The sequence below is a fragment of the Frigoribacterium sp. SL97 genome (genome assembly GCF_026625765.1).
GTDB lineage: Bacteria > Actinomycetota > Actinomycetes > Actinomycetales > Microbacteriaceae > Frigoribacterium.
Genome location: NZ_CP113062.1, coordinates 3537650 through 3554984 on the forward strand (window position 1 = coordinate 3537650; position 17335 = coordinate 3554984).

Consider the following 17335-nt stretch of genomic DNA (forward strand, 5'->3'; position numbering starts at 1 on the left):
GGTGCGACACGCTGGGCTCGGGACGAGGAGGCGCGGTGCCGGCCTCGTCAGGCCAGCAGGTCCACGGCGAGGTAGCCGGCGTAGCCGCCCGACGTACGTCCGTCACGCCGTCCCGAGGTCAGCACCTCGCCGACGTCCGAGGCGACGAGCGTCGCCCCGGCGTCACGCAGCCGGTCGACGAGGACGTTGTCCTCGTGCAGGTCGACGGGCGCGAACCCGCCGACGGACCGGTACGACGACGCCCGCACCCCGAGGTTGGCCCCGTGCACGTGGCCGTTCGGCCGTCCGGGCGTGTGCCGGGCCGTCCAGGCCGCGATCTGCCGCGGCGAGAGGTCGGCGAAGTCCGGGCGCACGGTCCCGATCACGACGTCGGCGCCCGAGGCGGCCCGGTCGAGCTGGTCGTCGATCCAGCCCGGCGGCACGACCGAGTCGGCGTCGGTGCAGGCGAGCCACACCGCGTCGAGCGGCAGGTCGTCCGAGGGCGCGCCGAGTTCGTCCAGGGCGACGTCGACGCCGACGGCCCGTGCGACGCCGACCCCGCGGGCCTCGATCTCGACGACGGTCACGCGGGCGTGCGCACGAGCAGCCGCCACCGTCCCGTCGGTGCAGGCGTCGGCCACGAGGACGACGACGACCCGCACCTCCGGATGGGTCCTGGCCGTGTGCCGCCGCGCGACGTCGACGCCGTCGAGGGCGCGCGAGACGAGTTCCTCCTCGTCGTGCGCGGGGACGACGACCGCGACGGCCCGCACGGGGCCGGCCGGGGTCGGGCGGGCGGGCGCGTCGCTCATCGCAGGCCCGTCCGCTGGGCGACCGACCGGGGGTCGCGCGAGAAGACGTCGAGCACGAAGTCGCCCTCGACGTGGTGCGAGACCCGGTGGAGGCGCGGGTCGGCGCCCAGCCGGGCGTGGACGTCGTCCGCGCCCTGCCGGAAGTCCCCCTCGGGCTGGGTCCAGTGGCAGGCCAGGACGTCGCCGTCGTCGGCCAGACCGTCGACGATCGAGTCCACCAGCCGCCCGAACGCCTCCGGGGCCAGGTAGTAGCCGACCTCGCTGAGCACGACGAGGTCGAAGGTGCCCGACGGGTAGTCGGCGGCGGCGTCGGCCTGCTCGACCGTGACGTGCGGCAGGTTCGCGAGCCGCTCGCGAGCGGCTTGCACGGCGACCGACGACACGTCGAGGGCCAGCAGGCGGTCCGCCGCGGGGGCCAGGTCGCCCGTCAGCACGCCGATCGAGCAGCCCACCTCGAGCACGCGGCCGTAGCGCTCACGAGGCAGCGACGCCACGGTGAGGGCGCGCTTGCGGCGCTCGTACCAGCGCGTCGTGACCCGCCACGGGTCGGCGCGGCGGGCGTGCGTCCGGTCGAACGTCGCCTCGGTCGCCGGGACCGACGCCGCGGCGCCCCCGCCCTGGCCGTCCGCGTCCTGGCCGTCCGCCTGCGACCCGGCCACGACGAAGACCTCGCGCCCGCGGGTGAAGTGCCGCTCGAACACCGGGTGCAGCACGGGTGCATCCTCGGGCGCGCTCGAGAGGGGTCGGCGCTGCGAGACGTACGCCGCGAGGGCCGAGCGCTTCGCGGCGTCGGCGACGGCGTCCAGGGACGACAGCCGCAGCGACGGCCAGGGCACGTCGGGGTGGTCGGGCGACCCCCAGTGCCACAGCCAGATCGGGTACTCGAGCAGCGTCGTGCCGGCCTGGTCCCCCTCGGCCACCAGCTCGGCGGCGATCTCGCCGAGCACGCGGTGGTCCCGGTGGCCGTCCCCGCGCCAGGGCGCCACGACCAGGCCACCCGGACCGGGCAGCAGGGGCCGCAGCCGCTCGGTGATCTCGGCACGGGCCTCGCGGACCGCCCCGTCGGCGATGCTCCACTGCACCAGCTCGACGTCGTGACCCAGCAGGTGGACCGCGACCCGCGCCTCCTCGGCCCTCGTCGCGACGAGGTCCTCGGCGCTCGTGCTCGAGCCGGGGTGCGAGGCGGCGCCGTCGGTGACCACGACGACCGTGACCGGGACGCCGCGGGCGGCCGCGTCGGCGATCAGCCCGCCGGCGCCGAGGGTCTCGTCGTCGGGGTGGGCGGCCAGCACGACGAGGCGCGACGCCGCGGACGGGTCGACGGCGCCGTCGAGCGGCGGCAGGTCGAGGAGGCGCGGGTCGGCCTCCCAGGTCTCCACCGGGGTCCCCGGCGCGCGACCGTCGAAGCTCACCACGTGGGACGTCCGTCGGCCACGGCCCGACGCAGGACCGTCTGGCCGAGCGACGCGTCGTCGCGTTCGCCGTGGTGCTGGCGGAGGTAGAGCTCGAGGTCGGCGACGCGCTTGGCGTGGGCCGCGTCGGTGGCGAGCGGGGCCGGGCCGAGGGCACGGGACGCCCGCGCGAGCACGTCGTCGCAGGCGTGGGCGACCGTCCCGCGGACGCGCTTGGCCAGCAGCCGCCCGGCGTCACCGGTCGCCTCACCGGCGTCGACGAGGTCGGCGGCCTCGACCAGCGCCCGGCGGGCGTCGGCCAGTCGCGTGTCGACGAGGCCGAGGGCCTGCAGGAGGTGCGGGTCGGCAGGGCGCTCCGGCGTGCGCGACGAGGCGGTCACCGCCGCGGCCAGCAGCGTGCGGGCCACGCCGACCGCGCCGCCGTACCAGCACGCCGCGACTCCGATCCCGCCCCACGAGAAGCCGGGACGCTCGAGGTACCACCCGGGGGCACCGACCTCGTAGGCCTCGACGTCGTCGAAGTCGACCGGGCCGGAGGGGATCTCGACGAGGCCCCTGGCGTGCCAGGCGTCCGCCGTCACGGTCACGCCCGCCTGGCGGAGGTCGACCGAGAACAGCCGACGCTCGTCGCCGACCCAGGCGGTGACGAGCGCGCCGTCGAGGGTGCCCGCCAGGGAGCACCAGGGCTTCGTGCCGGCCAGTGACCACGGACCCGACCCGTCCGGGCCCCGGGTCGCCGTCAGACGGACGCCGGGCCCCTCGGCGGCGAACACGCCCCAGGTGAACGGGTCGGCGGTCCGAGCGCGCGGGGGGACGGAGGAGCGGTCGCCGTCGTCCTCGTCGGACAGGATCTCGGTGGCGGTCGCGGCGCCGACCTCGGCGTGCTGGTCGAGGATGGCGAGGGCGTCGAGGTGCGGTTCGGCCGCTCGGGCCGCACCGAGATCGTGGGCGGCGAGCGTCGCCAGGGCCTGCCAGAGGTCGGCCGTCGAGCCGAGTCCGGGCAGGGCCCCGTGTCGACCGAGCTCGACGGCGAGGTCGAGTGCGTCGCCCACCGAGGGCGCCGGACGGGATCGCAGCCCCTCGACGACGAGAGCGGTGGCCGTCCCGACGACCGGACCCGCGCCTCCCAGGGTGACCGGCTCGATCGGGTCGGTCGAGCGCGCGGGCGCGGAGGGACTCATGGTCTCGACGCTAGTCGGTCGTCCGATCGAGCGTGGGGGTTGACAACGGGGTGGACGACAGGCGTCGGGCAGTGCGTGAGGCTCAGAACTCGTCGCTGTCGAGCGGGATGCGCTCGGCCGCTTCGGCGGTCTGGGGCTCGATTCCGCGGAGGCGGCCGATGCGCCCCTCGATGTCGTCGACCAGGGCGTCGTCGTCGATCTCGGCCTCGTCGGTCTGCTCTTCGGAGACCAGCATCTGGCTGGCGGGACCGAGCAGCACCTGGAACCGCTGGTGCACCCCGCCACGATCCATGCCGGGCAGGTCGACCATGTCGGACTTGTTCTGCATCGCCAGCGCTCGCGCGTACTCGACGACGGCCGCCGCGATCGCGTCGCCGGTGACCAGGTACTCGTCGGTGTAGTGGATGCGTTTCACCCGTGGTTCTCCCTGCAGTCGAGACGACTCGTCGTCACCGATCACGCTACGCGCGACGGGGCGGGAAGGCCCCGTGCCGGGCGACGTCGGTGGGCCCTCGAGCGGGCAGAAGAAAAGCCACCCCGGAACATCTCTGGCGAGAGAGAGAACCGACGTGGCTTTCCGCGGAGCCGGTGGGATTTGAACCCACGGTTCCCACAAAGGGAACTCCACCTTAGCAGGGTGGTGCACTAGGCCGAACTATGCGACGGCTCCATGCGGCTCGCGAGCGAACGCGCAGGGACAAGCATAGCGGCCCGGAGGCCAGATGCCGAACCGGGGCCCGGCGCCGGTCGGACGTCCGGCCGGGACGGGCGTGGACAGAACCACCCGTGCCCCACCCGCTCTGGGGGGCGTGATCGGCTTGTCGGCATTTGTGCCGACACATAGAGTACCCCTGACGCCGACGACGGCCGAGGGGCCGGGCCCCGACAGCACGGGCCCGTTCACCCTTGCCGAACACGCCCCCCGACGGTCGCCGCGTCACGTGCCCCACCATCGAGCGCCGCACCCGAACGGCTGCGCCCGAGGGGCTCGCCGCCGGCACCGACGCCGGCCTCCACACCCCCCACGGTGCCGCACCCCTGATCCCGGCATCGCGGGGTTCTCATGCGTGCCGGTTCGGGCCGCCGCTTGAGGTCACCGGTCGTCCCGGCGAGCTGGTTACTCGCCGGGGCGACTTCTCGGCGGAGCGCCTAGTTCGAGCCGAACGCCACCGAGCAGGTCTGGTCGGCCGCCGTCTGGCCGGTGAGGCCCTCGATGACCTCGGTCGTCGGCGGCGTGGTCGACGCCCCCGCGCCCGGATCGGTGGGTGCCGCCGTGTCGGCCGGAGCAGCGGTCTGGGCCGGAGCAGCTGTCTCGACCGGAGCGGCCGGGGCCTGGGTCGCCGCCGCACCGTCACCCGTGGCGGTGTTCTCGGAGCCGATGCCGGTGCTGCCCTCGGGGATCGAGAACGGGACGTCGTTCGCGATCGCGTCGAAGAGCTGGGTCGCCACGGCCTCGTCGGGCTGCACCTTGTTCTCGTAGACGCCCGAGCCTCCGGTCGTGCCGGGGTACTGGACGAAGTTGACGGCGTCGAGCGGCAGGTCCCGGAGCGCGAGACCGATCTGCACCATGGTGTCGATCTTGGTCAGCTGGTCGGACAGGGTCATGTTGCTCGCCGCGGCGCGGGCCAACGAGTAGAGCTTCGTGGGGTTGCTGAGGGTGTCGGCGCTCTTCACCGTCCGCAACAGTGACGAGAGGTAGACCTGCTGGCTGCTGATGCGGCCGAGGTCGGACCCGTCGCCGACGCCGTGGCGGGTGCGCAGGAAGGCCAGGGCGTCGGCACCCGAGAGCACGGTCTCGCCGGCCGGGATGTCGAGACCCGTGTAGCGGTCCTTGATGGGGGTGGCGGCACAGACGGGGACGCCGCCGATGGCGTTCGACATCTCGATGACGCCGTTGAACGAGATCATGCCCGCGAAGGGGATGTCGAGACCGGTCAGGCTCGAGACGGTCGAGGCGACGCAGCTCAGCCCGCCGTACGAGTAGGCCTCGTTGATGGGTCGGGCCGACATCGCCGAGTAGTACCCCGAGCCGTCCTCCTTCGCGCACGACGGGATCGGCACGACCATGTCGCGGGGGATGCTGACGGCGGTCGCGTTGGTGTGGTCGGCCGACACGTGGAGCAGGATGTTGACGTCGTTCAGGGTCGCGTCCCGCTCGCCGAACGCCCCCTGGTCCTGGCTGGCGTCGTTGTCGGTCCCGACGACGAGGATGTTGAACCCGCCTTCGTACTCGCTGATCGACGGGGGCGCGGGCTTGGTGGTCTCGCCCTGGGCCGCCTGCAGCTCGACCCCGTCACCGAGGTCGCTGCGCACCTGGTACGCCGCGATGGCGCCGACCGAGGCTCCGCTCACGAGCAGGACGGCCACCGAGGCGGCCACCACCTTCGTGACGGCCCGCACGGCGCCTCCGCTCTTGAGCCGGCCGTGTCGGGCGACTCCCGTCGTCGCGGGGGCGGAACGGCGTCCGGAGGCGGTCGCCTCGGGTCGGGCAGCTCGTCGGCCACGGCCGGATCGGTCGCGAAGGTCGCTCACGCGGTGTCCTCTCGGTCATCGAGGGCGACCCTCGCTCGCGCGGCCTCGGGATCGTTCGAGGATCGAGCGGGCAGAAGGGCACCGTTCGGTGTACGGGCAGATGGAGATACTACCCAGGCGGTCCTGGGCCGCTGCCGGGACTCAGCCGGTCGCACGGTTCGCGACGAGCTGGACGGCGTACGAGGCGTGCCACTTGCCGGCGGCCGGTCCCCCGTTGCACTCGCCGTCGCTCGCTCCAGGCGTCTTGATCCAGAGCAGGGCGTCGAGCTTCGTCGTGCCGGTCTGCACCGAGGGCACGACCCCCAGGCCGGCCCCGGGCGCGTTGCACCACGTGCCCTTCCAGCCGCGACCGTTGCGCGACGTGTCGATCACGTACCGTGCGCCTCCCGTCGCCTGCGACACCTTCTCGGCGTAGGCACGCTCGGATTCAACCGGGTAGTAGTTCGACACGTTGGTCGCGAAGCCGCGGGCACGGTCGACACCGGCCGCCTTGAGGCGCGCGGCCATGGTCTGCGGCGGCACCCAGTTCGAGTTGCCGGCGTCGAGGTAGGCGGGGACGCCCGCGTCCGCCAGGGTCGCGACCGCGGAGGCGATGGTGGCCTCCCGCCCGCTCGTCTGCTCGGGGCAGTTGCTGATGAGCGTGAGGGCGTCGGGCTCGACGACCACGACGACCCGGTGGCCCGCCAGCCGCGAGGCGACGAGGGAGTTCCAGCGCAGGTACGCCGCGTTGTCGGCCGACCCGCCCGCCGAGTGGCTGCCACAGTCGCGGTTCGGGATGTTGTACGTGACGAACAGGGGGGTCGCGCCGACCTTCTCGGCGGCGGCGACGGTGCCGTCGATCTTCTTCACGAGCTGGGCGTCGGTCAGCCAGCTGCCGAGCCAGGTCGCCACCGGCTGCTTCGAGATCGTGCGGGCCGCCGCGGCCTCGGCGGTCCGGCCCTCGGACGTCAGCGTGGTCGCGGCGCGCGCCGCCTCACCGGCGGGGTCGACGTACAGACCGCCCCGGAACAGCGTCGTGGTGGGCGTGGTGCGGATGGTCAGCGGGACCGCGGCGGGCGTCGTCACCGTGGGGACCGACGTCGAGGCCGGGTCGGGCGACACGGGCGCCCCGGTCGACCCGCGCTCCCCGCGCGAGGTGAAGGCGGCGATGGCGCGCTCGGCCGACTTGGACGACCGTGCGGGCGGGCTCGACGCCGTGGTCGGCGAGGCGGCGACCGAGGTCGACGAGGGGTCGACGGGGGCCGCGTGCGCTCGCGCAGGAGCGACCGCGAGGCCAGCCGTCAGGGCGACGGCGACGCCGAGGACGACGGCGGCGCGGGTCGTCGGGGTCATGTGGGTCATGGCTGGGGTCCTGGTGTCGAGGGGCCCGGGCGGTGTTCGGCCCACCCGGGGTGCCGACCGGTGCGGGACCGCAACGGGGGGCCCGATCAGTGCAACACGGGGGTGCGTCGGCGTTCAGTCCCTGTTCGGGGGGACGGAGCGTTCCACTTCGGGGGCCACGAGGGTTGCAGAAGGCCTCAGGCGGGGTTCCGGGCACGGCACCCGAGGAGGTCGTCGCGGCGGCCCTCGCGGCGGCCGACCTGGGAGACTGGACGGGCGGTCGCGGACGCTCCCGCGCGCGCACCAGGCCCGGGAGGACCACATGAACGGCGAGACCAACCGAGACGCGTGGCGGGACTCCGTCGAGACCTGGCTCAAGGGCGACGAGCGCAACGACGTCTTCGACGGCTACCTCGACTGGTACCGCGCGCCGGTGATGGCCGACACCGACGACTGGACCCGCGACTTCTTCGTGCTGCCGGCCGTCGGCTCGGACGTGCTGCACAAGCACGCGGGCTTCGTCGACGGCGACGCCGCCGTCTCGGTCGACGACACCACCTGGCGCGATCTCAGCACCCTGATCGGCGAGGCCTTCGCGACCTACGCCGCCGCCAAGGCCTAGGAGGCGCGGGTCGCGTCATCTGCGGAACGCGCGACCCGACTGGCGGAGGGCGTGGGATTCGAACCCACGAGACATCTCTGCCCACTTGTTTTCAAGACAAGCTCCATCGGCCGCTCGGACAGCCCTCCCGGTGGCCGGACGAGCTACGCCGCTACGATGTGATCACTGCGCCACTTTTAACCGTGGCGTCGTGTTCATGTCGTGGCGGGATGCACGCATCGGGCAACCGGGGCCGAGTCTACCGACTCAGAGCGTCGCGAGCACCTCGGCGAGCCCGTCGTCCAGGTCGCTCGACGTCTGCTCGCTGGCCACCGCGGCGACGTCGTCGGGCGCCTGACCCATGGCCACCCCGCGACCCTCGGCCGCGGCCCAGCGCAGCATGTCGATGTCGTTGCGTCCGTCGCCGGCGGCCAGGACCTGCGACCGCGGCACGTCGAGCCACTGCCGCACGCGCTCGAGGGCGGTCGCCTTCGTGACGCCGTCCGGGGCGATGTCGAGCCAGGCCGTCCAGCCGACGTTGTAGTTCACGTGCTGGAGGCCCATGCGCTCGACGGCCGTGAGGAAGTCCTCGGTGTCGTGGTCGGGCGAGACGACGACCACGCGGGTCGCCGGCCGGCCGACGAGGTCGTCGAACTCGACCTTCTCGGCGTTCAGTGCCGCCGCCGCCGCGGGGAACGACCCGCAGTACCGCAGCAGCCCCTCTTGGTCTTCGACGGCGTACCCGGCCCCCGCGTCGGCCAGGGCCTCGCGGATCGTCGACAGCACCTGGGTCGGGTCGAACTCCTCGACGTGCACGCGGCGGTACCCCGTCGGGGCCGACTCGTCACGGCCCAGGGTGATCGCACCGTTCGCGCAGACGACGTAGTCCGAGACGAGACCGAGACGCTCCATGACGGGCAGCGTCATCGACACCGAGCGTCCGGTCGCGATCATGACCTGGTGGCCCTGGTCGTGGAGGCGCGTGATCTCGCCGAGGACGGCCTCGGAGATGGAGCCGTCCTCGGGCATGATCGTGCCGTCGACGTCGAGCGCGACCAGCCAGCGGTCGGCGGCGGCCACGGGCTCGTCGCCGGGCCGGGGTGCGGCGGCGGCCTGGCTCACGCGACCGGCTCGATGACCTCGAGGCCACCGAGGTAGCCGCGCAGCGCCTCGGGCACGACCACCGAGCCGTCGGCCTGCTGGTGCGTCTCGAGGATCGCGACGAGCCACCGCGTGGTCGCGAGGGTGCCGTTGAGCGTCGCGACGGGAGCCGTCTTGCCGCTCTCGGTGCGGTAGCGGGTGTCGAGGCGGCGGGCCTGGAAGGTGGTGCAGTTCGACGTGCTGCTCAGCTCGCGGTAGGTGCCCTGCGTCGGCACCCAGGCCTCGATGTCGAACTTGCGTGCGGCGCTCGAACCGAGGTCGCCGGCGGCGACGTCGATGACGCGGTAGGTGAGGCCGAGGGCCTGCAGCATGCTCTCCTGGAACCCGACGAGGGCGTCGTGCTCGGCCTCTGCCTGGTCGGGGTGCACGTAGCTGAACATCTCGAGCTTGTTGAACTGGTGCACGCGGAGGATGCCCCGGTTGTCCTTGCCGGCGGCCCCGGCCTCACGGCGGTAGCAGGTCGACCAGCCGGCGTAGCGGATCGGGCCCGCCTCGACGTCGAGGATCTCGTCGGAGTGGTACCCGGCGAGCGCGACCTCGCTCGTGCCGGTCAGGTAGAGGTCGTCGGCGGGCAGGTGGTAGACCTCGTCGGCGTGGGAGCCCAGGAACCCGGTGCCGGCCATGACCTCGGGTCGCACCAGCGTCGGGGTGATCAGCGGCGTGAAGTCGTTCTTCAGGGCGAGGTCGAGGGCCATGTTCATCAGGCCGAGCTCGAGGCGCGCACCGATGCCGCGCAGGAAGTAGAAGCGCGAGCCCGAGACCTTGGTGCCGCGCTTGATGTCGATCGCGCCGAGCTTCTCGCCGAGGTCGGCGTGGTCGAGGGCTTCGAAGTCGAAGGAGGGGCGGGTGCCGTGCTCACGGAGCGTCACGAAGTTCTCTTCGCCGCCCGAGGGCACGCCGTCGATGATCAGGTTGCCGATGCCGCGCGCGGCCGCGTCGAAGACCGCATCGGCCTCGTTCGAAGCGGCCTGCGCCTCCTTCACGCGGGCGGCGAGCTGCTGCGCCTGCGCGACCAGGGCCTTCTTCTCGTCTTTCGGCGCCTTGGCGACGGTCTTGCCGAAGGCGTTCTGCTCGGCGCGCAGGTCTTCGAAGGCGGCGATCGCCGCGCGGCGGGCCTGGTCGGCCGCCACCGCATCGTCGACCAGCGACTCGGAGTCGCCCCGGGCCCGCTGGCTCTGCTTGACGAGGTCGGGGGATTCACGAAGCAACTGGGGATCGATCACCCGCCCATCCTAGGCAACGGCACCCGCGCGGCCGACGTTCTGCACAGAGCCTTCGCCTTCCCGTTACCTCACGGGGGTGCGTCCAATACGCTCGCCCCATGACCGCCACCTCCCCCTCCCCCGCCGAGCACGCCTCGGCATCCGAGCCCGAGACGGCTCGCCAGACCGCCGCGGTCGTCTACAACCCGATCAAGGTCGACCTCGACGCCATCAAGACGGCCGTCGGGCGCCACGAGTTCTCGAACGGCTGGGCCCCCACGACGTTCTACGAGACCAGCAAGGAAGACCCGGGCGGCGAGGTGACGAAGAAGGCCCTCGCCGAGGGCGTCGACATGGTGATCGCCGCGGGGGGCGACGGCACGGTGCGTGCCGTGGCCGAGGCCCTGCAGGGCACCGACGCGTCCCTCGCCCTGCTGCCCTCGGGCACGGGCAACCTGTTGGCCCGCAACCTCGAGCTCTCGCTCGACAACCTCGACGACTCGATCGCGACGGCGTTCAGCGGTCGCGACCGTGACATCGACCTCGGCGTCGTCGACGTCGAGCGTGAGGACGGCTCGCGCGAGACCAAGGCGTTCGTCGTCATGGCCGGCGTCGGCCTCGACGCGAAGATGCTCGCGAACACCAACGACGAGCTGAAGAAGCGCGTCGGGTGGCTCGCCTACGTCGACGCCATCGCCCGCGCGCTCCGCGACGACAACAAGATCGACGTCCGGTACGAGCTCGACGACCAGGGCCGCAAGTCGATGCGCGCCCACACGATCATCGTCGGCAACTGCGGCCTGCTGCCCGCCAACATCATGCTGCTGCCCGACGCGGCGATCGACGACGGCATCTTCGACATCGTCGCCCTGCGCCCCGAGGGCTTCTTCGGCTGGGTGCAGATCTGGGTCAAGATCGTGTGGGAGAACGGCGTCATGCGCCGCACCCAGGTCGGCCGCCGCATCCTCGCCGCCAACAGCCGCGAGGTGCGCACCCTGCGCTACAACAAGGGCAAGAAGCTCGTGGTCCGCCTCGACTCCCCCCAGGACTTCGAGATCGACGGCGACTCCGTCGGCAAGGTCGTCGCCCTGCGTGCGGTCGTCGACCCGGGCGGCCTGACCGTCCGCGTGCCGGCCGACGCCTGATCGGCACGGGCGGCCGGCCGAGCGAGGCCGGTCGTCAGCGCAGGCCGCTGATCAGCGCAGGCCGCTGATCAGCCCGCGCAGCCAGTCGCGGGCGTCGACGAAGGCCTCGTCGTCGTACCGCGGCGAGACCTCGGCCGGGGCGCCGTCGGCACGAGGGTACGACCCGAGGAACATCACGCTCGGGCTGAAGCGCTTCAGCCCGAGCAGGGCGTCGGCCACGCGTTCGTCGAGCACGTGCCCCTCGAGGTCGATGACGAACCGGTAGCGCCCGAGGGCGTCGCCGATCGGCCGCGACTGGATGAGGCTGAGGTTGATGCCGCGGGTCGCGAACTGCTCGAGCATGTCGACCAGGGCCCCCGAGCCGTCGGCCGGCAGCTCGACGATCAGGCTGGTCTTGTCGGCACCGGTCGCGGGCGGCACGGGCACCGTCCGGCTGACCAGCACGAAGCGCGTGACGGCCTGGTCGTTGTCGCCGATCTCGCGGGCGAGCACCTCGAGGTCGTGGTGGTCGGTGATGCCGGGAGGCGCGACCGCGGCGTCCGCGGAGCCCCCGGCGCCGCCCGGCTCGAGCAGCGAGGCGGCGGCGGCCACGTTCGACGAGGCCGGCAGGTGACCGTGGCCGGGCAGGTTGCGTTCGAGCCAGCGGTGGGTCTGCGCGTAGGCGACCGGGTGCGCGTTGACGACCCGCACCTCCTCGATGCGGGTGCCCGGCCGGGCGACGAGCACGAAGTTGACGCGCACCAGGTACTCGCCGACGATGCGGAGGCCCGGCACGGTGGCGAGGGCGTCCTGCGTCGCACTGACCCCGCCCTCGACGCTGTTCTCGATCGCGATCATCGCGGCCGTGCTGACGCCCGAGACGACGTCGGCCAGGGCCTCGCCGACGTTGTTGACGCTCTTCCAGGTGGCACCGACGGCCTCGGGCACCTGCTTGAGCGCCGCCTCGGTGAACGTGCCCGCGGGCCCGAGGTAGCTGTAGGTCGTCGAGGAGGCGCGGGTCGGCATGACGAGGAGCCTACTGAGAGCCGCCCGGGCACCGCGACGAAGGTCGGCGGCGGGTGCCAGGATGTCCCCATGACCGACCGTGCCGGAACCCCCGCAGAAGCCAGCGACCTGATCGACCCCGAAGAGGTCACGGCCGCGTACTACGAACTCGTCCCCGACGTCGGCGAGGTCGAGCAGAAGGTCGTCTTCGGCACCTCGGGCCACCGCGGGTCCTCGCTCGACGCCGCCTTCAACGAGACCCACATCGCGGCCATCACGCAGGCGATCGTCGAGTACCGCGCGGGCCAGGGCATCACCGGCCCGCTGTTCATCGGGCGCGACACGCACATCCTGAGCGGCCCCGCCGAGCGGACCGCGGTCGAGGTGCTCACCGGCAACGACGTGAAGGTGCTGGCCGACGCCGAGGGCGGCTACGTGCCGACGCCCGCGCTCAGCCACGCGATCCTGGTCTACAACAACGACCCCGCGAACACCGACAAGGCCGACGGCATCGTCGTCACCCCCAGCCACAACCCGCCCCGCGACGGCGGCTTCAAGTACAACCCGCCCCACGGCGGGCCGGCCGACAGCGACGCCACGAACTGGATCGCGAACCGCGCCAACGAGATCATCGCCGCCGGCAACGTCGACGTGAAGCGCGGCGTCGGCACGCCCGGCCGCCACGACTTCCTCCGCGGCTACGTGGGCGACCTCGTCAACATCATCGACATCGACGCCATCAAGAAGGCCGGCGTGAAGATCGGCGCCGACCCGCTCGGTGGCGCGAGCGTCGAGTACTGGGGCGCGATCCGCGACGTCTACGGCCTCGACCTCACCGTCACGAACCCGGGCGTCGACCCCACCTGGCGCTTCATGACGCTCGACTGGGACGGCAAGATCCGCATGGACCCGTCGAGCCCCTCGGCGATGGCCAGCGTCGTGCGCCGCAAGGACGAGTTCGACGTCCTGACCGGCAACGACGCCGACGCCGACCGGCACGGCATCGTCACGCCCGACGGCGGCCTGATGAACCCGAACCACTACCTCGCGGTCGCCATCGACTACCTCTACACGCACCGCCCCGAGTGGCGCGACGACGCGGCCATCGGCAAGACCCTCGTCTCGTCGAGCATCATCGACAAGGTCGCCGAGTCGCACGGTCGTCGCCTGTGGGAGGTCCCGGTCGGGTTCAAGTGGTTCGTCCCCGGGCTGGTGGACGGCTCGGTCGCCTTCGGTGGCGAAGAGAGCGCCGGCGCGTCCTTCCTGCGCAAGGACGGCACCGTCTGGACGACCGACAAGGACGGCATCCTGCTCGCCCTGCTCGCGAGCGAGATCATCGCCGTCACCGGCAAGACCCCCTCGCAGCTCTACGCCGAACTGGTCGAGAAGTACGGCGACCCGGTCTACCAGCGGGTCGACGCGGCGGCGACGAAAGAGCAGAAGACCCGTCTGGGCAAGCTCGACGGCGACGCCATCGAGGCGACCGAGCTCGCGGGCGACCGCATCACGGCCAAGCTCAGCAAGGCTCCGGGCAACGACGCGGCCGTCGGCGGCGTCAAGGTCGTCACCGACAAGGCCTGGTTCGCGGCCCGCCCGAGCGGCACCGAGGACGTCTACAAGATCTACGCCGAGTCGTTCGAGGGCCCCGAGCACCTCGCCCGCGTCCAGGCCGAGGCGAAGACCATCGTCGACGCCGCGCTCGGCGCCTGACCCGCGCCTCCCGCACCGCCCGACGGGCGTGTTCGTGACGGACGGGCGACTTCGGTCGCCCTCGTCCGACGAACACGCCCGTCGCGCGGTTCGCGGGGTGCGCGGCGGGCAGGCGGCAGGGTCAGCCCGCGTAGTCGGGGGCGGCCGGTAGGCCGAAGAACTCCTCGAGCGTGGTGACGCCCGTGTCGTGCATCTCGGTGGCGAGGGGCACGCCCACGTACCGGAAATGCCACGGCTCGAAGGTGAAGCCGGTCACGGCGACCTTGTCGGCCGGGTAGCGCAGCAAGAACCCGAAGCGCCACGCGTTGGCCGCGAGCCACTGCCCCTGGGGCGTGTCGCCGAAGCAGGCCTGCAGCGCGCAACTGAGCGGCACGGGGCTGATGTCGAGGGCGAGCCCGGTCTGGTGCTCACTGAATCCCGGACGGGCGCTCTGTGCATCGGCCTGTGCCTGCCCGAGACGCTGGACCCAGCCGGCGTAGACGCTCACCTGGGTGTCGTACGAGCGGTAGGCGCTCTGCACCTGGAACGCCCCGGCCCCCTCGGCCTCGCCCGCCCGGAACATCTCGACGACCGCGGCAGCCGCCTCGGCGCCGAGGGTCGGCGGGTTCTGGTGCGCCACGTCGGGCGTGACGAGATCGCCGGGGACGTAGTCGACCGGGTCGAGCGCGCGCAGCTTGTCGCTGACGACCCAGAGGCTGGCGGGGTCGTCGACCGACCGGGCCGCCTTGTCGAACGCGGGTGTCGTGGGGGACGTGGGAGGCGCCTCCTCGGTCGGGGTCGGGGACGGGGTCGGGGTGAGCGTCGGCGAGACGGTCGCGGCCGACGTGCTCGGGCTCGGCTCGGGCGCGCCCCCGAGCACGCGGCCAGCAGGCCGGCCGAGAGGACGACGGCCAGGACGGTGGCCGCGGGGTGCGGCAGGGAGGGGCGGCGTGACATCGCGTCGAGCCTAGTCACGAGGAGCGGACCGACACGGACGGACGTCGCCGCCGCCGACCACGACCACGACCACGACCACGACCGCGACCGCGACCGCGACGGACGATTCCTCTTGTTGTCGGATGCTTGCCCGTGAAGTAACTTTGCGTACTGCGCAATTCCTCGTCGCGCCTCCCCCTTCCAGACAGAAGAGACACCATGTCGAGCGCCGCCTCCGCACCCACGACCACGGCCCCCGCCGAGCGCCAGGGCCTGATGACCCACCGCCAGATCCTGTACGTCATCTTCGGCCTGATGGCCGGCATGTTCCTCTCGGCCCTCGACCAGACGATCGTCGGCACCTCGATGCGGACGATCGCGGACGACCTCGACGGGCTCAGCCTGCAGGCCTGGGTGACCACCGCCTACCTGATCGTGTCGACCATCTCGACGCCCATCTACGGCAAGCTCAGCGACATCTTCGGAAGGCGACCGCTCTTCCTGATCGCCATCACGATCTTCTTGCTGGGGTCCGTCGCGGCCGGCTTCTCCGAGAGCATGTACCAGCTCGCCATCTTCCGGGCGATCCAGGGCATGGGCGCCGGCGGCCTCATGGCCCTGCCGCTGACGATCATGGGCGACATCCTGGCCCCGCGTGAGCGCGCGAAGTACCAGGGCTACTTCCTCGCCGTGTTCGGCATCTCGAGCGTCATCGGCCCGCTCGTCGGCGGACTCTTCGCCGGAGCCGACCAGATCCTCTTCGTCACCGGCTGGCGCTGGGTGTTCCTGATCAACGTGCCGATCGGCATCGTGGCGCTGTTCATCGTCGTGCGGTTCTTGCACATCCCGGGCCAGAAGCGTCGCGAGAACGTCCGCATCGACTGGTTCGGCGCCGCCGCCGTCATCGTGGCCGCCGTGCCGTTGCTGCTGGTGGCCGAGCAGGGCCGCACCTGGGGCTGGAGCTCGCCCGGGGCCTTCGCCTGCTACGTCATCGGGGCCGTCGGCATCGTCGCGTTCGTCGTGATCGAGCGATCGATGGGCGACGACGCACTCATCCCGCTGAAGCTGTTCCGCAACCCCACCTTCTCGATGGCGACCGTGCTCGGCGTGCTCGTCGGGTTCGGCATGTTCGGCGCCCTGCTGACGGTTCCGCTGTACCTGCAGCTCGTGAACGGGGCGACCCCGACCGAGAGCGGCTTCCAGATGCTGCCGATGATCGCCGGCCTGATGATCTCGTCGATCGTCGCCGGCCAGCTCATCTCACGGACGGGCAAGTACAAGATCTTCCCGATCACGGGCACGGCGTTCATGGCGGCCGGGTTCTTCTGGTTCACGAACCTCTCGTTCGACAAGCCGTACTGGTTCATGATGGTCGGCATGCTGTTGGTCGGCCTGGGACTCGGACAGCTGATGCAGACCCTGACCATCGCCTCGCAGAACTCGGTCGGGGCCCGCGACATCGGCGTGGCCACGTCGGCGTCGACGTTCTTCCGACAGATCGGCGGGACGCTCGGCACGGCCGTGCTGTTCTCCGTGCTCTTCAGCCGCATCCCCCGGACGATCGCGGACGCCTTCGCCGACTCGAGCCTGCAGGGCCGTGCCCAGGCCGCCCTCGCCGACCAGTCGGTGCTGAGCGACCCGGCGAACGCCGCGATCCTCAAGCTCTACCAGGCGGCCGGAGGCGGCGACACGTCGCAGGTCGGCGGCGCACTCGACGGCAACACGTCGTTCCTCAACACGGCCGACCGCCGTCTCGCCGCGCCGTTCCTCGACGGCTTCGCGAACGCGGCCGTGACGGTCTTCTGGGTCGCCCTGGTGGTGGTGCTCGTGGCCTTCGTGCTGAGCTTCTTCCTCAAGGCCACGCCGCTGCGCCAGAAGTCGGCCATCGACGAGGCAGCCGACGAAGCGCGGGCCGCCGTGGCCGCCGACGCCGCACTCGCGGCGCAGGCCGCCGCCGCGCAGACCAGTTCGCTGGTCGCCCCCGACACGGGTTCGATCGACGTCGTGCCCACGGAAGAACGGCGCGGCGACACCTCGTCTCGGCGCTGATCGGGTGCCCGGCGCGACGTTCGCCCGGCACCCGATCCGCTCGAGCTGGTGTCGCGACACGGCAAGTGTCGGGTAGCGTTCCCTCGACGGCGCTTCGGTGCCGAACGGTTCGTCCCGCGTCCGGCGTTCCCTGCCCGTGAAGCTCACGCGGGAGGCGAGACGACCGAAGGCCGCACACCCACGGGGTGTGCGGCCTTTCTCCGTCATGGGACGCCCCACCGAATCGATTCCCTGCGTGAAGCTCTGGTCGACACGGCGGGACGCCTCTGCCCACTCGAGGCGGACATGTCGAGCCTAGGACGGCCACGAGCCGCAGCACAGGGGTTGACAAC

14 protein-coding genes and 2 tRNA genes are annotated in these 17335 nt (G+C 72.2%); 4 read left to right on the plus strand and 12 right to left on the minus strand.

All coding sequences use genetic code 11. The features are described from left to right. Positions 1–47 precede the first annotated feature (47 nt). The 7 genes from OVA02_RS17235 to OVA02_RS17265 form a co-directional block, all read right to left on the minus strand. Positions 48–791 carry a glycosyltransferase gene (locus OVA02_RS17235; RefSeq protein WP_267658924.1) on the minus strand — a complete coding sequence of 248 codons (744 nt, stop codon included), beginning with the start codon at positions 789–791 and terminating at the stop codon, positions 48–50. Further along, a complete protein-coding gene (locus OVA02_RS17240; RefSeq protein ID WP_267658925.1) occupies positions 788–2170 on the minus strand; it encodes a PIG-L family deacetylase in 1383 nt (460 codons plus the stop codon). Before OVA02_RS17240 ends, OVA02_RS17235 begins: the two co-directional genes overlap by 4 nt. A 29-nt stretch (positions 2171–2199) precedes the next feature. Then, positions 2200–3384 carry an acyl-CoA dehydrogenase family protein gene (locus OVA02_RS17245; protein WP_267658926.1) on the minus strand — a complete coding sequence of 395 codons (1185 nt, stop codon included), beginning with the start codon at positions 3382–3384 and terminating at the stop codon, positions 2200–2202. Positions 3385–3466: 82 nt separating this feature from the next. Beyond that, positions 3467–3799, minus strand: coding sequence for a hypothetical protein (locus OVA02_RS17250; RefSeq protein ID WP_159825077.1), 333 nt, complete (start codon positions 3797–3799; stop codon positions 3467–3469). A 165-nt stretch (positions 3800–3964) separates the two neighbouring features. Then, positions 3965–4054 (minus strand) — tRNA-Ser (locus OVA02_RS17255). 479 nt (positions 4055–4533) lie between these two features. Continuing rightward, entirely contained in the window at positions 4534–5916 is a 1383-nt protein-coding gene (locus tag OVA02_RS17260; RefSeq protein WP_267658927.1) for an LCP family protein, read from the minus strand. Positions 5917–6057: 141 nt separating this feature from the next. Next, positions 6058–7257, minus strand: a complete 1200-nt coding sequence (locus OVA02_RS17265) for a glycoside hydrolase family 6 protein (RefSeq protein ID WP_267658928.1) — start codon at positions 7255–7257, stop codon at positions 6058–6060. A gap of 301 nt (positions 7258–7558) precedes the next feature. On the opposite strand from OVA02_RS17265, the gene OVA02_RS17270 reads away from it, so the two are divergent. Then, positions 7559–7858, plus strand: a complete 300-nt coding sequence (locus tag OVA02_RS17270) for a hypothetical protein (protein WP_056047292.1) — start codon at positions 7559–7561, stop codon at positions 7856–7858. A gap of 40 nt (positions 7859–7898) precedes the next feature. Here OVA02_RS17270 and OVA02_RS17275 read toward each other — a convergent pair. The 3 genes from OVA02_RS17275 to serS all read right to left on the minus strand — a co-directional run bounded on the left by OVA02_RS17275 (position 7899) and on the right by serS (position 10221). Beyond that, positions 7899–7986 (minus strand) — tRNA-Ser (locus OVA02_RS17275). Between the two features lie 118 nt (positions 7987–8104). Further along, the gene (locus OVA02_RS17280; RefSeq protein ID WP_235452704.1) at positions 8105–8959 is read right to left on the minus strand and encodes an HAD family hydrolase; all 855 of its coding nucleotides are present in this window, start codon (positions 8957–8959) and stop codon (positions 8105–8107) included. Then, positions 8956–10221 (minus strand): serine--tRNA ligase, encoded by a 1266-nt coding sequence (gene serS / locus OVA02_RS17285; RefSeq protein WP_056047295.1) that lies wholly within the window; start codon positions 10219–10221, stop codon positions 8956–8958. The genes OVA02_RS17280 and serS overlap by 4 nt, the downstream gene beginning before the upstream one ends. Positions 10222–10319: 98 nt before the next feature. Between serS and OVA02_RS17290 the strand changes: the two genes are divergently transcribed. Further along, entirely contained in the window at positions 10320–11345 is a 1026-nt protein-coding gene (locus OVA02_RS17290; RefSeq protein ID WP_056047299.1) for a diacylglycerol/lipid kinase family protein, read from the plus strand. A gap of 51 nt (positions 11346–11396) precedes the next feature. Here OVA02_RS17290 and pheA read toward each other — a convergent pair whose 3' ends face one another. Next, entirely contained in the window at positions 11397–12350 is a 954-nt protein-coding gene (gene pheA, locus OVA02_RS17295; RefSeq protein ID WP_056047302.1) for a prephenate dehydratase, read from the minus strand. Between the two features lie 69 nt (positions 12351–12419). Here pheA and pgm point away from each other — a divergent pair, with 69 nt between their 5' ends. Further along, a complete protein-coding gene (gene pgm, locus OVA02_RS17300) occupies positions 12420–14039 on the plus strand; it encodes a phosphoglucomutase (alpha-D-glucose-1,6-bisphosphate-dependent) (protein WP_056047304.1) in 1620 nt (539 codons plus the stop codon). Between the two features lie 121 nt (positions 14040–14160). Here the strand turns inward: pgm and OVA02_RS17305 are convergent, their stop codons facing one another. After that, positions 14161–14898: a M15 family metallopeptidase gene (locus OVA02_RS17305; protein ID WP_267658929.1), complete on the minus strand. Its 738-nt coding sequence runs from the start codon at positions 14896–14898 to the stop codon at positions 14161–14163. A 275-nt stretch (positions 14899–15173) separates the two neighbouring features. Here OVA02_RS17305 and OVA02_RS17310 point away from each other — a divergent pair, with 275 nt between their 5' ends. After that, positions 15174–17003 (plus strand): MDR family MFS transporter, encoded by a 1830-nt coding sequence (locus OVA02_RS17310; protein WP_267658930.1) that lies wholly within the window; start codon positions 15174–15176, stop codon positions 17001–17003. The last annotated feature ends 332 nt before the right edge of the window (positions 17004–17335 follow it).

Excerpts from the sequence above, each read along its gene's own strand:
- OVA02_RS17235 (WP_267658924.1), bottom strand. The coding sequence starts at position 791 with ATGAGCGACGCGCCCGCCCGCCCGACCCCGGCCGGCCCCGTGCGGGCC.
- OVA02_RS17245 (WP_267658926.1), bottom strand. The coding sequence starts at position 3,384 with ATGAGTCCCTCCGCGCCCGCGCGCTCGACCGACCCGATCGAGCCGGTC.
- OVA02_RS17265 (WP_267658928.1), bottom strand. The coding sequence starts at position 7,257 with ATGACCCACATGACCCCGACGACCCGCGCCGCCGTCGTCCTCGGCGTC.
- OVA02_RS17270 (WP_056047292.1), top strand. The coding sequence starts at position 7,559 with ATGAACGGCGAGACCAACCGAGACGCGTGGCGGGACTCCGTCGAGACC.
- OVA02_RS17290 (WP_056047299.1), top strand. The coding sequence starts at position 10,320 with ATGACCGCCACCTCCCCCTCCCCCGCCGAGCACGCCTCGGCATCCGAG.
- pheA (WP_056047302.1), bottom strand. The coding sequence starts at position 12,350 with ATGCCGACCCGCGCCTCCTCGACGACCTACAGCTACCTCGGGCCCGCG.
- pgm (WP_056047304.1), top strand. The coding sequence starts at position 12,420 with ATGACCGACCGTGCCGGAACCCCCGCAGAAGCCAGCGACCTGATCGAC.
- OVA02_RS17310 (WP_267658930.1), top strand. The coding sequence starts at position 15,174 with ATGTCGAGCGCCGCCTCCGCACCCACGACCACGGCCCCCGCCGAGCGC.